General features: G+C 72.2%; 15 protein-coding genes and 1 tRNA gene. 13 read left to right on the top strand and 3 right to left on the bottom strand.

What is annotated here, in order from left to right; genetic code table 11:
- A partial coding sequence (locus tag VQ03_RS16655; RefSeq protein WP_048452053.1) for a GntR family transcriptional regulator occupies positions 1-375 on the bottom strand: 375 nt, incomplete at its 3' end.
- A 145-nt stretch (positions 376-520) separates the two neighbouring features.
- Between VQ03_RS16655 and phnG the strand changes: the two genes are divergently transcribed.
- The 10 genes from phnG to VQ03_RS16705 all read left to right on the top strand — a co-directional run bounded on the left by phnG (position 521) and on the right by VQ03_RS16705 (position 9,309).
- Positions 521-934 carry a phosphonate C-P lyase system protein PhnG gene (phnG, locus tag VQ03_RS16660; RefSeq protein ID WP_048452018.1) on the top strand — a complete coding sequence of 138 codons (414 nt, stop codon included), beginning with the start codon at positions 521-523 and terminating at the stop codon, positions 932-934.
- Positions 934-1,521 (top strand): phosphonate C-P lyase system protein PhnH, encoded by a 588-nt coding sequence (gene phnH / locus VQ03_RS16665; protein ID WP_048452019.1) that lies wholly within the window; start codon positions 934-936, stop codon positions 1,519-1,521. Before phnG ends, phnH begins: the two co-directional genes overlap by 1 nt.
- A gap of 2 nt (positions 1,522-1,523) precedes the next feature.
- Positions 1,524-2,630 carry a carbon-phosphorus lyase complex subunit gene (locus VQ03_RS16670; protein ID WP_048452020.1) on the top strand — a complete coding sequence of 369 codons (1,107 nt, stop codon included), beginning with the start codon at positions 1,524-1,526 and terminating at the stop codon, positions 2,628-2,630.
- Positions 2,627-3,517, top strand: coding sequence for an alpha-D-ribose 1-methylphosphonate 5-phosphate C-P-lyase PhnJ (locus VQ03_RS16675; protein ID WP_048452021.1), 891 nt, complete (start codon positions 2,627-2,629; stop codon positions 3,515-3,517). The genes VQ03_RS16670 and VQ03_RS16675 overlap by 4 nt, the downstream gene beginning before the upstream one ends.
- Positions 3,510-4,256, top strand: coding sequence for a GNAT family N-acetyltransferase (locus tag VQ03_RS34645; RefSeq protein WP_245292106.1), 747 nt, complete (start codon positions 3,510-3,512; stop codon positions 4,254-4,256). Before VQ03_RS16675 ends, VQ03_RS34645 begins: the two co-directional genes overlap by 8 nt.
- Positions 4,253-5,026, top strand: coding sequence for a phosphonate C-P lyase system protein PhnK (gene phnK / locus VQ03_RS16685; protein ID WP_048452022.1), 774 nt, complete (start codon positions 4,253-4,255; stop codon positions 5,024-5,026). Before VQ03_RS34645 ends, phnK begins: the two co-directional genes overlap by 4 nt.
- Positions 5,023-5,742: a phosphonate C-P lyase system protein PhnL gene (gene phnL / locus VQ03_RS16690; protein ID WP_048452023.1), complete on the top strand. Its 720-nt coding sequence runs from the start codon at positions 5,023-5,025 to the stop codon at positions 5,740-5,742. Before phnK ends, phnL begins: the two co-directional genes overlap by 4 nt.
- Before the next feature lie 14 nt (positions 5,743-5,756).
- Positions 5,757-6,893: an alpha-D-ribose 1-methylphosphonate 5-triphosphate diphosphatase gene (locus VQ03_RS16695; protein WP_048452024.1), complete on the top strand. Its 1,137-nt coding sequence runs from the start codon at positions 5,757-5,759 to the stop codon at positions 6,891-6,893.
- Entirely contained in the window at positions 6,893-7,423 is a 531-nt protein-coding gene (gene phnN, locus VQ03_RS16700; protein ID WP_048452025.1) for a phosphonate metabolism protein/1,5-bisphosphokinase (PRPP-forming) PhnN, read from the top strand. Before VQ03_RS16695 ends, phnN begins: the two co-directional genes overlap by 1 nt.
- Before the next feature lie 323 nt (positions 7,424-7,746).
- A complete protein-coding gene (locus VQ03_RS16705) occupies positions 7,747-9,309 on the top strand; it encodes a CYTH and CHAD domain-containing protein (protein ID WP_048452026.1) in 1,563 nt (520 codons plus the stop codon).
- Positions 9,310-9,334: 25 nt separating this feature from the next.
- Here the strand turns inward: VQ03_RS16705 and rlmB are convergent, their stop codons facing one another.
- Entirely contained in the window at positions 9,335-10,171 is an 837-nt protein-coding gene (gene rlmB / locus VQ03_RS16710; protein ID WP_048452027.1) for a 23S rRNA (guanosine(2251)-2'-O)-methyltransferase RlmB, read from the bottom strand.
- A gap of 129 nt (positions 10,172-10,300) precedes the next feature.
- On the opposite strand from rlmB, the gene VQ03_RS16715 reads away from it, so the two are divergent.
- Positions 10,301-10,376: transfer RNA gene (locus tag VQ03_RS16715), tRNA-Glu, on the top strand.
- 551 nt (positions 10,377-10,927) lie between these two features.
- Here the strand turns inward: VQ03_RS16715 and VQ03_RS16720 are convergent.
- A complete protein-coding gene (locus VQ03_RS16720) occupies positions 10,928-12,001 on the bottom strand; it encodes an alpha/beta fold hydrolase (protein WP_048452028.1) in 1,074 nt (357 codons plus the stop codon).
- Positions 12,002-12,347: 346 nt separating this feature from the next.
- Between VQ03_RS16720 and VQ03_RS16725 the strand changes: the two genes are divergently transcribed.
- Both VQ03_RS16725 and VQ03_RS16730 read left to right on the top strand, forming a co-directional pair.
- Positions 12,348-12,965: a glutathione S-transferase family protein gene (locus VQ03_RS16725; RefSeq protein ID WP_048452029.1), complete on the top strand. Its 618-nt coding sequence runs from the start codon at positions 12,348-12,350 to the stop codon at positions 12,963-12,965.
- A 61-nt stretch (positions 12,966-13,026) separates the two neighbouring features.
- Positions 13,027-15,093, top strand: coding sequence for a 2Fe-2S iron-sulfur cluster-binding protein (locus VQ03_RS16730; protein ID WP_048452030.1), 2,067 nt, complete (start codon positions 13,027-13,029; stop codon positions 15,091-15,093).
- Positions 15,094-15,156 lie beyond the last annotated feature (63 nt).

Below are 15,156 nucleotides of genomic sequence, written 5' to 3' on the forward strand. Positions count from 1 at the left end.
GGTGGCGGGATCGGCCGGGACGGTCTCGCTGGCGATCAGGTCGCCCCAGGCCTCTCGGCCGGCCTTGCTGACGATCTCCGAGAAGCGGGTGCGCCGGCCGATCGGATAGGTCAGGCGCGGCGTCTCCACGAAGGTGCCGCGCCCCTGCGTCGCCCGCACCAGCCCGCGCTCGGCGAGCGCCGCCAGCGCGCGGCGCACGGTGTGGCGGTTGACCCCGAACCGCGCCGCCAGCGCCGCCCCCGTCGGCAGCTGCGCGCCCGCCGCGAGGCGCCCGGCCTCGATGTCGGCGGCCACGCCGTCCGCGATCTGGCGCCACGCCGCCAGCCCCTCGCCCCGCGCCAGGATTGTCACCGGGCCGTCGCCGCTCGCATCCATACCGTCATCCAAACTTCATTTGCTCCCGGATCGTCGGTTGTCTATACCACTAGACAACAGAGATGCCAGCGGACCCGCGATGCCCGACCTTAACCCGGCCGCCCGCCAGCCCGAAGCGCCAGACCTCACGCCGCGCCGCGCCGTGATGGCGCTCTGCGGCGAAGCCCGTCCCGAGGAATTGCGCCAGGCGCTGATGCAGCTCGGCGCCACCGACGCCGTCGAGGATTTGCGCCCGCCGGAAACCGGCCTGGTGATGACCCGCGGCCGCATCGGTGGCGACGGCCGGCCGTTCAACCTCGGCGAGGCGACGGTGACCCGGGCGGCGGTGCGCCTCCCGGGCGGCGAGACGGGCTTCGCCTACCATCTCGGCCGCGACCGGGCGAAGGCGCGGCTCGCCGCGACCCTCGACGCCCTGTGGCAGGTTCCTGAGCGGCGCGCGGCGGTCGAGGTGGCGCTCGCCCCCGTCGCCGCCCGCAGGGCGGAGGAGCGCTCGGCGGAAACGCGCCGGATCGCGGCGACGCGGGTGAACTTCTTCACCATGGCGCGAGGGGAAGACTGATGCTCGCCCACGGCTTCGCCGACCCCGTCCACGACGCCCAGGGCGTCTTCCGCGCCGTGATGGATGCGCTCGCGCGTCCCGGCACGATCCAGCCCCTCGCCCCGGGACTGGCGCCCCCGGCACCGCTGACACCCGAACTCGCCGCCATCGCGCTCGCCCTGGCGGATGCCGACGCGCCGCTCTGGCTCGATGCCGGCCTGGCGCGGAACCCGGCGGTGGCGGATTTCCTGCGCTTCCATACCGGCGCCCGCATCACCGGGGACCCGGCCGAGGCCGCCTTCGCGCTGGTCTCGGATCCCGCCGCCTGCCCCGATCTCGGCACCTTCGCGAAAGGAACGCCGGCCTATCCCGACCGCTCCGCGACCCTGGTGCTGGCGGTGTCCATCCTCTCGGATCGCGAGGGCTGGCACCTCGCCGGGCCCGGCATCCGGGGCAGCGCCCGCCTCGCGGCCGCGCCGCTGCCGGCGGATATCCTCTCCCGGCTCGCCCGCAACCATGCGGGCTTCCCGCAAGGGATCGACCTGATCCTGGCAGCCCCCGGCCGCGTCGCCGCGCTGCCGCGCTCCACCCGCGTCCAGGAGGGCTAGCCATGTACGTGGCCGTGAAGGGCGGCGAGGCCGCCATCGCCAACGCGCATCGGCTGCTGGCCGAGACCCGCCGGGGCGACACAGAGGTGCCGGAACTCTCGGTGGCGCAGATCCGCGAGCAGATGGCCTTGCTGGTCGACCGGGTGATGACCGAGGGCTCGCTGCACGATCCCGATCTCGCGGCGCTCGCCCTCAAGCAGGCGCGGGGCGACCTGATCGAGGCGGTGTTCCTGGTGCGGGCCTACCGCACCACCCTGCCCCGCTTCGGCGCCTCGGAGCCGGTCGAGACCGGCGCCATGACGTTGAGCCGCCGCATCTCCGCCACCTACAAGGATCTGCCCGGGGGCCAGGTGCTCGGCCCCACCTTCGACTACACCCATCGCCTCATCGACTTCGCGCTGGCCGCGGAGGGCGATGTCGCGCCCGCCGAACAGGCCGAGCCGCTGCCGGACGCCGCCCATGCCCCGCGGGTCACCGACCTCCTCGGCCAGGACGGGCTGATCGAGCCCTCCGCCCCCGACGACGGTACCCCGCCGGGCGACCTCACCCGCGAGCCCCTCGACTTTCCGGCCGACCGGGCGCTCCGCCTCCAGGCGCTGGCGCGGGGCGACGAGGGCTTCGTCCTGGCGCTCGGCTACTCGACGCAGCGCGGCTACGGCCGCACCCATCCCTTCGTCGGCGAGATCCGGGTCGGGACGGTGGCGGTCGAGTTCGTGCCGGAGGAGCTGGGCTTCCCGGTTCCCCTCGGCGAGATCGACCTCACCGAGTGCCAGATGGTCAACCAGTTCCACGGCAGCGCCGAGGTGCCCCCGCAATTCACCCGCGGCTACGGCCTCGCCTTCGGCCAGAGCGAGCGCAAGGCGATGGCGATGGCCCTCGTCGACCGCGCCTTGCGGGCGGAGGAACTGGGCGAGCCGGTCGGCGCGCCGGCCCAGGACCAGGAATTCGTCCTGGCGCATTGCGACGCGCTCCAGGCCACCGGCTTCGTCGAGCACCTGAAGCTGCCCCACTACGTCGATTTCCAGGCCGAGCTGGAACTGGTGCGGCGGCTTCGCGCCGAGCACGCCGCCCGGCACGCCACACCCGCCGTGAAGGAGGCCGCCGAATGAGCGCCGTCCGTTCGGAGACCGGCTACAACTTCGCCTATCTCGACGAGGGCACCAAGCGGATGATCCGCCGGGCGATCCTCAAGGCGATCGCGATCCCCGGCTACCAGGTGCCCTTCGCCTCCCGCGAGATGCCGATGCCCTATGGCTGGGGCACCGGCGGGGTGCAGGTCACCGCCGCGATCCTGGGGAAGCGCGACGTGCTCAAGGTCATCGACCAGGGCTCGGACGACACCACCAACGCGGTCTCGATCCGCGCCTTCTTCGCCCGCACGGCGGATGTCGCGGTCACCACCCGCACCCGGGAGGCGACGGTGATCCAGACCCGCCACCGCATCCCGGAGGCGCCGCTCCACGAGGGGCAGGTGCTGGTCTACCAGGTGCCGATCCCCGAACCCCTGCGCTTCCTCGAGCCGCGGGAGACCGAGACGCGCCAGCTCCATGCCTTGGCCGAGTACGGGCTGATGCACGTCAAGCTCTACGAGGACATCGCCCGCCACGGCCACATCGCCACCACCTACGCCTATCCGGTCGAGGTCGCGGGTCGCTACGTCATGGACCCGTCGCCGACGCCGAAATTCGACAACCCGAAGATGGACGATTGCCCGGCGCTCCAGCTCTTCGGCGCCGGCCGCGAGAAGCGGATCTACGCCGTGCCGCCGCACACCCGGGTGCGGAGCCTCGACTTCGAGGACCATCCGTTCCGGGTCCAGAGCTTCGACAAGCCCTGCGCCCTGTGCGGCGCCGAGGGGGTCTACCTGGACGAGGTGCTGCTCGACGATGCCGGCGGGCGGATGTTCGTCTGCTCGGACACCGACCATTGCGAGGAGCGCCGGGCGGACGGCCCTATCGGGACCGGCGGCGCCGGCGAGGGGGCGGCGCATGCCTGACCTGACCGTTCGCCGGGCGCAAAAACCCGACCTGCCGGCCGTGCTCGGCCTCTATGCCGAACTGAATGGCGGCCGGGTCGCGACCCTGCCCCAGGCCGAGGCGCTGCTCGACCGCCTCGCATCCTACCCCGATTACGGGCTCTACCTGGCCGAGATGGAGGGCCGGGTCGTCGGCACCTTCTGCCTCGTGATCCTCGACAACATCGCCCATTGGGGCACGCCCTCCGCCCTGGTCGAGAGCGTCGTCGTGAGCGCCGCCGAGCGCGGCACCGGCCTCGGCCGGCGGATGATGCGCGAGGCCGGCCGGCTCGCCACCGAGAAGGGCTGCTACAAGCTCGCCTTGTCCTCGAACGTCGACGCCAAGCCGGCCCACCGCTTCTACGAGAGCCTCGGCTTCGAGGCTTACGGCTACAGCTTCCGCCTCGATCCGCCCTTCACGGCCGATGCAGGTCGATCGGCAGACGGAGAAGCCGCGGGCTCCCCCTCTCCCCGCGGGCGGGGAGAGGCCTTCACCCCCCTTGTCGGGGGTGAAGGGAGCGCGAAGCGCGAGGATGAGGGGGGGTTTCGGGAGGAGCCTCACTCGTCGAGACCCCCTCACCCTCGCTCCGGCTGCGCCTCCGCTAGCTCCGCCGACGACAAGGTCGCCGGAGCCCTCTCGCCGCCCGCGGGGAGAGGAGAAGTTCCGCGTCTGTCCGTGTTCCCGAACAGCCCCGCGACCCACGCGGAGGAGACCGCATGAGCGACGCCCTGCTCCGGGCCCGCGGCCTGACCAAGCATTACGGCGCCCGCTTGGGGTGCGCCGACGTGTCCTTCGACCTCGATCCCGGCGAGGTGCTGGCGATCGTCGGCGAATCCGGCTCCGGCAAGTCGACGCTGCTCTCGCTCGTCGCCACCGAGCTTCAGCCCGATTCCGGCAGCGTCGCCTATCGGATGCGCGACGGGGTGATGCGCGACCTCGGCCTCTTGAGCGAGGCCGAGCGCCGGGCGCTGATGCGCACCGACTGGGGCTTCGTGCGCCAGGACGCGCGACAGGGCCTGCGCATGGCGGTCTCGGCCGGCGGCAATGTCGGCGAGCGACTGATGGGGGCCGGCGCCCGCCATTACGGCACCATCCGCGGCACGGCGCTGGACTGGCTTGCCAAGGTCGAGATCGCCGCCGACCGGATCGACGACCCGCCGACGCGGTTCTCCGGCGGCATGCGCCAGCGGCTCCAGATCGCCCGCAACCTCGTGACCGGCCCGCGGCTCGTGCTGATGGACGAGCCGACCTCCGGCCTCGACGTCTCGGTCCAGGCCCGGCTCCTCGACCTGATCCGCGGCCTCGTCGCGGAACTGGGACTCGCCGTGATCATCGTTACCCACGACCTCGCGGTGGCGCGGCTGCTGTCGCACCGGGTGATGGTGATGCGGGGCGGCCGGGTGATCGAGACCGGCCTGACCGACCAGGTGCTCGACGATCCCCGTGAGCCCTACACCCAGCTCCTCGTCTCCTCGGTGCTCGCCGCATGACGTCCGCCAAGATCTTGCCAGCACTCGAATTCCGCGATGTCGCCAAGACCTTCACCCTGCACCTGCGCGGCGGCGTGCAATTGCCGGTGATGGGCGGCGCCGACCTCGCGGTGTATCCCGGCGAATGCGTGGTGCTCGGCGGGCCATCGGGGGCGGGCAAGTCCTCGCTCCTCAAGATGGCCTACGGCAACTACCGCTGCGACCATGGAAGAATCCTGGTGCGCGACGGCGAGACCGTGACCGACGTCGCCTCGGCCTCGCCCCGCGAGGTCCTGGCCCTGCGCCGCCGCACCATTTCCTACGTGTCGCAATTCCTGCGGGTGATCCCGCGGGTCGGCGCCCGCGAGGTGGTGGCCTCGGCCGGCCGCGAGGGCGGCTTGGCCGCCGATCTCGCGCTGGGCCGGGCCGAGGAGCTCCTGTCGCGCCTCAATCTCCCGGAGCGCCTGTGGGACCTGCCGCCCGCGACCTTCTCCGGCGGGGAGCAGCAGCGGGTCAACATCGCCCGCGGGCTGATCGCCGAGCGGCCGATCCTGCTCCTCGACGAGCCCACCGCCTCCCTCGACGCGCAGAACCGCGCCGTGGTGGTGGAGCTGATCCGCGCCCGCCAGGCGGCCGGCGCGGCTTTGCTGGGCATCTTCCACGACACCGACATGCGCGAGGCGGTGGCAACCCGGGTGGTCGACGTCACCGCCTTCGCCCACAAGCGCGCGGCCTAACGAAGGGGACCTCCATGCAAGACCGGATCCTGGAGAACGCCACCCTGGTGCTGCCCGACCGGGTGCAGAAAGGCTGGCTCGCCCTGGTCGACGGCCGCATCGCCGAGATCGGCGAGGGCCGGGCGCCGGAACGCGGCCTCGACCTCGACGGCGACCACCTGATCCCGGGCCTCGTCGAGCTGCACACCGACCACCTCGAGAGCCATTACGCGCCCCGCCCCAAGGTGCGCTGGCATCCCCTGGGCGCCGTGCTCGCCTACGATGCGCAGATCGCGGCGTCGGGCATCACCACCGTGTTCGATTCGCTGCGCGCCGGCAGCGACCCGGACGGCAGCGGCTTAGGCCCCGAGCTGATGCAGCTTGCCGGCGCGATCGAGACCGCCAAGGGTGCCGACCTCTTCCGCGCCGAGCACCTCACGCACCTGCGCTGCGAGATCCCCTCCGCCGACCTCCTCGACACGGTGCGGGACTTCACGGCGCTCTACCCCGTCGGCCTGATCTCGCTGATGGACCATACCCCGGGCCAGCGCCAGTTCCGCGACATCGAGAAGTACTACACCTACGCCACCCGCGGCGGCCGCTCGATCGTCGAGATCCAGACCAACACCGCGCTGAAGATCCGCGACGGCCAAGCCTTCAACGCGGTCAACCGTCCGGCCCTGGTGGCGTTGGCTCAGGCCCACGGCATCGCGCTGGCGAGCCACGACGACACCACGCTCGCCGACGTGGAGATGGCCAAGGAGGAAGGCGTGCGCCTCGCCGAGTTCCCCACCACCCTGGAAGCGGCGCAGGCGGCGCATGAGGCCGGCATCACCGTGATGATGGGGGCGCCGAACCTGATCCGCGGCGGCTCGCATTCCGGCAACGTCGCGGCCGAGGCCCTCGCCCGCGAAGGCCTGCTCGACGTGCTCTCCTCCGATTACGTGCCGGCGAGCCTCTTGATGGCGGCCTTCAGCCTGCCCGAGCGCGTCGAGGCCATCACCCTGCCGGAGGCGATCGCCACCGTCACCGCCAACCCGGCCAGGGCCACCGGCCTCGACGACCGCGGCGCCATCGCGCCGGACCGCCGCGCCGACCTCGTGCGGGTGCGCCTCGCCGAGGGCGTGCCGGTGGTGCGCCAGGTCTGGCGCCAAGGCCGGCGGGTGGCGTGATGGCGGGCGGCTTCGTCCTCGTCGTCGGCCCGAGCGGGGCCGGCAAGGACACCCTCCTGCGGCTCGCCCGCGAGGCCCTGGCGGGGGATCCCCGCTACGTCTTCCCGCGCCGTCTCGTCACCCGCCCGCCATCCGTTCACGAGGACAGCGTTCCGATCGGCGAGGAGGAGTTTCGCGCCGGCGAGGCGGAGGGCCGCTTCGCCCTGTCCTGGCGCGCCCACAATCTCGGCTACGCGCTGCCGGAGGAGAGCGCGCTGCTCGCCCGCGACGGGCACGTCGTGGTCTGCAACGTCTCGCGCCGGGTGGTGGATGAGGCGCGTCGGCGCCTGCCCGGCGTCACCGTGGTCGAGGTCACGGCCCCGCCCGAGGTGCTGGCCGCCCGCCTCGCCGCCCGCGGCCGGCGCGAGGACGGCGACCTCGGGGCCCGGCTCGCTCGTTCGGCCCCGGTCACCGCCGACCTCGTGGTGGTGAATGACGGCCCACCGGAGGCCGGGGCGGCCCGGCTCATCGCCCATCTGCGGGCCCGCTGACGCGCCCCCGGATGCGCGGGCGCGCTGATGCGCTCCCGCACGGGCGCAGGCCCGCCGACAGGCGTCCCTGTCGGAGGGGCATGCGTCTTATATCTCCGCGCCTTCGCATCGACACGTCGATGCGAAGGCGTCCGGCGCATCGGCGCCGGCGCCCGTTCGGGCTTGCCTTGCGCCTTCGAACGGATCTGTTCGAAGGCGCGGCGGTATTACCTATGGACAGCGGCCGCTCCTGCCGCGCTTTGCGAAACTTTTCGGGCTCGTCCATGATTTCCGTTCGGCCCCCCGCTATGTGGCGGACCGAACGGGAGACCAGGACCACCGTGATGAGTGAACCGCGCGAGACCGAGCTGAAGCTGGATGTCGAGGCCTCCGACCTCGCACGCCTGCGGGAACACCCGCTGCTCGCCGGAGACTGGACCGAGTCCGAGCTGACCTCGGTCTACTACGATACGCCGGATGGCCGCCTGCGCGAGGCCGGCTACACCCTGCGGGTGCGCCAGGACGGCGACCGCCACATCCAGACCGTGAAGGCCCGGGGCAGCGGCGGGGTCGGCCTGTTCGACCGGCCGGAATGGGAGAGCGACGTCGCCGGGCCGGCTCCCGAGCCCGCGGCCTTCGCCGGCACCCCCGTCGCCAAGCTCCTGGACGGCGCGACGGATCTGAGCCCCCTCTATACCTCCACGGTGACCCGCAGCGTGCGCCGCCTCGCCGATACCGGCCCGGCCGGCAGCCGCATCGAGGTCGCCCTCGACCGCGGCCGCGTCTGGGCGCCGGATGACCGGGTCTCCCCGATCAGCGAGATCGAGTTCGAGCTGACCGGCGGCGCACCCTCGGCCCTGTTCGACCTCGCCCGCACGCTCGGCGCCGACGTGCCCCTGCGCCTCGGCGTCCTGAGCAAGTCCGAGCGCGGCGAAGCCCTCATCAGGGACCGCCTCGGCCGCGCCGTAAAGGCCGAGCCGGTGGCGCTCCACCCGGAGATGAATGCCGCCCAGGCGTTCCAGGCCGTGGCCCTCGCCTGCCTGCGCCAGATGCGCCTCAACGAGACCGTGCTGCTCGCCCGCCGCGACGTCGAGGCGCTGCACCAGCTGCGCGTCTCCTTGCGCCGGCTGCGCTCGGCCTTCTCGCTGTTCGGCGGCGTGATCGAGGACCGGCGCATGCCGGCGATCAAGGCGGAGCTGAAGCGCCTGAGCGAGCCCTTCGGGCATGCCCGCAACCTCGACGTCTATCTCGGCAAGACCCTGCCGCTGGAGCGCGAGCGGCGCCCGGACGAGCCGGGCCTCCTGATCCTGGAGCGCCACCTCGAGACCGAGCGCGCGGCGGCGCACGAGGCGGTGCGGGCGGTCCTGGAGAGCCGGGAATGGCGCGACTTCCTCCTCGACCTCGTCGCCTGGATCGAGGCCGGCCCGTGGCTCGGCCCCGACAACCCGCACGCGGCCCGGCGCGACGGCCCGGCCCGGGCCTTCGCCACGCAGGAGCTGGAGCGCCGCCGTCGCCAGGTGAAGAAGCGGGGGCGCCACCTCGCCGCCCTCGACCCGGAGGCCCGCCACCAGGTGCGGATCGCCGCCAAGAAGCTGCGCTACGGCGCCGAGTTCTTCGCCGCCCTCTATACCGGCAAGGACGCGGGCAAGGACGCGGGCAAGAAGGCGGGCAAGCGCCACAGGGTCTTCGTGGAGGCCCTGGCCGACCTGCAGGACCACCTCGGGGACCTCAACGACATCGCCACCGCCCACACCCTGGCGGCCGAACTCGCCAAGGGTGCGCCGGAGGGGGCGGTGTTCGCGGCGGGCCTGGCCACCGCCGACACCGAGGCGCGCAGCGGCCACCTGCTCGCCGAGGCCGCCAAGGCGCACGAGGCGCTGATCGACGTGCGCCCGTTCTGGCGCTGACGCGCGTCCCCGCGTCCGTTGATCCTCAGGCGCGGGGCATCAGGGCGTAGAGGGTGATCGCGGCGGCGTTCGAGACGTTGAGGCTCTGGATCGCGCCGCGGAACGGGATGCGGGCCATCACGTCGCAGCATTCGCGGGTGCGCTGGCGCAGGCCCTTGCCCTCGGCCCCGAGCACCACGACGAGCGGCGCCCGCGGCCCGACCGCGTCGAGGGTCTCGGGCGCCTCCGAATCGAGCCCGACCCGGGTGAAGCCGCGCTCGCCGAGCTCGATCAGGGCCTCGGCGAGGTTGCGCACCACCACGAACGGCACATGCTCGAGGCCGCCCGAGGCCGATTTGGCGAGCACGCCGGTGACCGTCGGCGAGTGCCGCGCCGTCGTGACGATGGCAGTGACGCCGAAGGCCGCCGCCGTGCGCACGATGGCGCCGACATTGTGCGGATCGGTGATCTGGTCGAGGGCGAGCAGCACCGCGTCGTCGGGCAGCGCGTCGAAGGCCGGGCCCGCCAGGGGCTCCGCCTCGAGATAGAGCCCCTGATGCACCGCGTCCGGTCCGAGAAGCCCGGTGATGGCGCCGGGCTTGACGATCTCGGGGGTGATGCGCAGCTCGCCCACCTCCTCGGCGAGGCGCAGGGCCGCGTTCTCGGTGGCGAGCAGCTTGAGGAGCGTCCGGTTCGGATTGCGCAGGGCCTCGGAGACCGGGTGCCAGCCATACAGCACCGTCAGCCCGTCGCGGTCGTCCCGCGCCTCGGCCCCGGGCCGCCATCCTGCCCCGCCCTTGCCCTGCCCGAACTGGCTCCTTGCGGGCTTCCCCTGCCCGAACCTGTTCTGCCCGCCCGCGCGCGGTCCCTGCCTGATCGTCATCCCGTCGTCCCGCCCGCGTTCGAGGCCCAACCAGGCGCCGACAAGACCGAGCCGTCGTCCCCCGTCAAGCCCATCAATCCGGTTGCCCTCCCGGCAGAACCCCACTATAGCTCCCCTCGCCCCGCTTGAGCGCCCTTCGTCTAGCGGTCTAGGACGTCGCCCTTTCACGGCGAAAACACGGGTTCGAGTCCCGTAGGGCGCGCCATGCGGGCTTGAGCCCTCGATGGGGCGAAAACTCTCCCACAATCAGTGCCTTGCGATCCGTCGACCCCCAAGGCCGGCGCTGTAGACCCATGGCGCGGATGACCGAATCCGTTCAGGGCCGCCACCGCACCTTCTACTTCCGGCGTATCGCCCCGGAGGCGCTGTGGCCTTTCACGCCGGCCTCGTGGACGGACGTCTGCCTCGACGAGAAGTCTCGGCCGAAGGAGAAACGGACGGCCAGCCACCACCCCGGTCGGCCTCGTGATCCTCAAGGCATCCCGCGCCGTGCGGCGCCCGACGGAGTGGCAATCTGAGGGGGCGGCATCGATCGCCTTCGCGGACCGGATGCGGGCTCGGCTTGCTGCGACGATGAGGGACCGCTTCCGATCCCCCTGCGGACGGGTCGCTTGCTCATGCCAAAGTCCAGATCGTGCATGAGGTCGGTCATGCGTCGAAGACGGACCCCTGAGCCCGACGACGGAGGTGCCGCCATCGGGACGGTTTCGCCGGCATCTCGGCAGCGGCCGCTCGGCGAGGCCGAACGGCGATGGACTACATGGCGCGTTTCGGGGCGCTTTGCAGGAATTCCTGAAGCTGTTGCTTGTAGAACTTGGCGAAGCCCGTCGTGCCGTGGCCGGTGGTCTCGGTGCTGGGCGGTATCAGGTACAGGCGCCCGCTCTTGAGGCGCCTCATCTCGCGCTCCATGATCCCGGTCTCGGGTGGGTTGCGCTCGTCATCGGCAGAGTTGATGGCCAGCACCGCCGCCTCGATCGCTTCGAGGCCTGCCGAGGGATTGTAGCCGCGCGACGATTCCCACTGATAGATGTAATCGTTGGCGTCCGCATTGAACGGCGCCGCCAGGCGAGCATCCACGAGCTTGTCGGCCTGCGCCCCCGTCGGTCCCTGCTTCTGCAGGGCCAGCGTACCGCCGCTGGTGGCAAGAGCGAAGAACACGTTGGCGACCCGCAACGAGGACGGCTGGGTCGTGTACTCGCCGTCGGCATAGGTCGGGTCGCGCCGGATGGTCTCGATCAGGAGCCTGCGCATCATCCAGTTGCGGCTCCCCATCTCGCTCGGCTGCGACGCCATGGGGACGAGGGCGTCCATGAACTCGGGATGCTTCACGCCCAAGATCCAGGCGTGCATCCCGCCCATGGAATTGCCGATGATCAGCCGGACGCGCTTGAGACCGAGATGCTCCTTGAGCAGCCGATATTGCGCTTCAGCCATGTCGTCGTAGTTGTAGCGCGGGAATTTCGTCTTCAATCCATCGGAGGGCTTGGACGATTTTCCGTGGCCGATCGCGTCCGGGATGATGATGTAGTGCTTTGCCGCGTCGAGCGGCTGGCCAGGACCGAACAGCTCGCCGGCGAATCCGGGCGTCAGCATGCTGGCGGCCGAGCCCGTGGTGCCATGCAGGACGACCACCGGTTCGCCCTTCGGATCTCCGACCGTGGTGTAGTGCAGACGCAGCTCCGGCAGGACCTCGCCGGTGTGAAACGTGAAGTCCTTGACCGTCCAGTCACCCTCCCGGGGTGCCGGGTAGTCGGCGGCGAGCGCCGCGAAAGCGATCAGCGACAAGGCCGCGCCCGCTGTCGCGGCCCGCAACAGACCCAAGACTCGCATGTGGCTTCCTCCGCAGCATCGGTTTTTTTGGTTTGAACGGCTCGGAGAGTATCGCGGTGCCGGCCTCCCTGGGCAACACTCAAGGTCACCCTGACCCGGTCCGCTTCCGGCACCGCGCTCCACCTGCGGGACGAGACGGCCGACCGGCTCGGCGTTCCCGCCTCGCGAGGACCCGCCCGGAGGCGATGGGCGTGACGTCGCATCGGAGGCCTGGCGATGGCGGGCCATATTATTCCGGTCTGCGGAATGATGAACTGCCCAGAACGCCCGTTATAGTTGCCGGCGTTTCGCGCCACTCTCCGGGAACAGGACGGGACGTCCCCGGTCCGGAGTGAGGATCGCGACCATGAAGCTCTACCACCATCCCCTGTCGGGCCACGCGCACCGGGCGCGCCTGATCCTCGCGCTGCTCGGCGTGCCGCACGAGCTGATCGAGGTCGACCTGAAGGCCGGCGCCCACAAGACGCAAGACTTCCTGGCTCTCAACCCGTTCGGCCAGGTGCCGGTGCTCGACGACGACGGCACGATCGTCTCCGATTCCAACGCCATCCTGGTCTACGTCGCCAAGACGCTCGGGCGCAGCGACTGGCTGCCGGAGGATCCGCGTGGGGCGGCGGCGGTCCAGCGCTGGCTGTCGGTCGCCTCCGGCGAGGTCGCCTACGGCCCGGCGGCGGCGCGCCTCGTCACGGTGTTCGGGGCGACGTTCAACCCGGACGAGGTGATCGGGCGGGCGCACATCCTGCTCGGCCGGCTCGAAGCCCATCTGGCCGGGCGCGACTGGCTCGTCGGCGAGCGCCCGACCATCGCGGATGTGGCGCTCTACAGCTACGTCGCCCGTGCTCCCGAGGGCCATGTCGACCTGTCGGGCTACGCCAACGTCAACGCCTTCCTGCGCCGGATCGAGGCATTGCCGGGCTTCGTCCCCTTCGCGCAGACGCCCGCCGGCCTGACGGCCGCCGCGTGACCGCGGCTCCGGGCGCGCCACCCCGGCGCGCCCGGGAACGAACCGGATCGGAGGGAAGGCGATGAGCGAATCTCTGACCATGCCGAAGCTGCCGACGCTGCCGACTTGGCATCCCGGCGAGACGGCCATCCAGGAGAAGGTCGGCGTCGCCGACAAGATGGAGCAGCTCGGCCGGCGGGTGGTGCGGGACTTCATGCCCGACCAGCACCGGGCGTTCTACGCCCAGATCCCGTTCGTCGTGCTCGGCAGCGTCGATCACCGCGGAGACGCCTGGGCCACGCTGCTCGCCGGGGGAGCCGGCTTCATCGCCTCCCCGTCCGACCGCCTCCTCGACATCGCGGCCCGGCCCGATCCGGGCGATCCGGCCCGCGAGGGCACGCGGGCGGGCGACGCCGTCGGCCTGCTCGGGATCGAGTTGCACACCCGTCGCCGCAACCGCGTGAACGGGATCCTCCGGGCCTCGGCCGGCGAGGGGATGCGCGTGGAGGTCGACCAGAGCTTCGGCAATTGCCCGCAATACATCCAGCTGCGGGACGCCACGATGGTGCGCGATCCGCGCGCGCCGTCCGGCGGCGCCGTCGAGGAGGGCGCCGGGCTCGACGCGGAGGCGCGCCGGATGATCGCGGCGGCCGACACCTTCTTCGTGGCCTCCTACGCGGAGCGCGAGGACAGGCGCCAGGTCGACGTCTCGCATCGCGGCGGCAGGGCCGGCTTCGTCCGCGTCGATGCGGACGGCACGCTGACCATCCCGGATTTCGCCGGCAACCTCTTCTTCGCCACCCTGGGCAACATCCTGCTCAACGGCCGGGCGGGGCTGGTCTTCGCCGATTTCGCGACCGGGGACCTGCTGCAGATGACCGGCGAGGCCGCCCTGGTCCTCGATTCGCCCGAGATCGCGGCTTTCGCGGGTGCCGAGCGGCTGTGGACCTTCCGGCCGCGGCGGGTGGTGCGCCGGCGCGGCGCCCTCCCCCTGCGCTGGGCGTTCCGGGCGGAGGGCTGGGCGCCCACCACGCTCATGACCGGCGACTGGCGGGAGGCCGCCGACCGGATCCGTGCCGCCGGGCTCGCCGCGGGCTGGCGGCCGTTCCGGGTCACGCGGATCGTCGAGGAGAGCCGCGCGGTGCGCTCGTTCCATCTCGCGCCCGACGACGGGGCCGGGATCGTCCCGCACCGGGCCGGGCAGTACCTGCCGATCCGCGTGACGCTGCCCGATGGCACGGCCCATCTCCGGACCTACACGCTGTCGGTGGCCCCGTCGGATGCGGGCTACCGGATCAGCGTGAAGCGCGACGGCGCGGTCTCGCGCCACCTGCACGACGCGGTCCGGGCCGGCGACGTGATCGAGGCGCGCGCGCCGGCCGGCACCTTCACCATCGACGCCCAGGCGCCGCGCCCGGCGCTCATGCTGGCGGCCGGCATCGGCATCACGCCGCTCCTCGCGATGCTGCGCCACGTCGTGGCCGAGGGCCTGCGCACCGGCAGGTTCCGCCCGACCACCCTCGTCTACGCCGCACGCACCAAGGCGGACCGTCCGTTCGACCGGGAGCTGGCGGCCCTCGCCGAGGCGGCGAACGGCGCGGTGCGGATCCTGCGCGTGCTGGGCGACGACGCGGGCGCGCAGGCCGGCCGCGACTACGAGGCCAGGGGCCGGATCGACACCGCCCTCCTCGGCCGGTTCCTGGCCCTCGCCGACCAGGACGTCTATCTGTGCGGACCGCCCGCCTTCACCCAGGCGCTCTATGACGGCCTGCGCGGCGCCGGCATCGCCGACGCGCGGATCCACGCGGAGGCCTTCGGCCCCGCCTCCCTGGCGCGGACGGGGCAGACAACCGCTGCGCTGCCTCTCGGGCCGCCCTCGGACGGGCCCGTCCCGGTGGCCTTCGTCACCACCGGCAAGGAGGCGCGCTGGGTCCCGGATTCCGGCAGCCTGCTCGACCTCGCCGAGGCGCGTGGCCTCAGCCCGGCCTTCAGCTGCCGGGAGGGGCGCTGCGGCACCTGCCGGACCCGGCTGCTGCGCGGGGCGGTGACCTATCCCGAGCCGCCCGCCGCGACGGTGGCGGAGAACGAGGTCTTGATCTGCACGGCACGGCCGGCCCAGGGCACGGAGGCCCTCCAGCTCGCGCTCTGACGATCGTACGATCGCGGGCCAAGCGCGCCCGGCCCTATTCTCACCCGCCTCGAGAGGAGAACG

Origin of the sequence: Methylobacterium tarhaniae (assembly GCF_001043955.1) — a bacterium.
GTDB lineage: Bacteria > Pseudomonadota > Alphaproteobacteria > Rhizobiales > Beijerinckiaceae > Methylobacterium > Methylobacterium tarhaniae.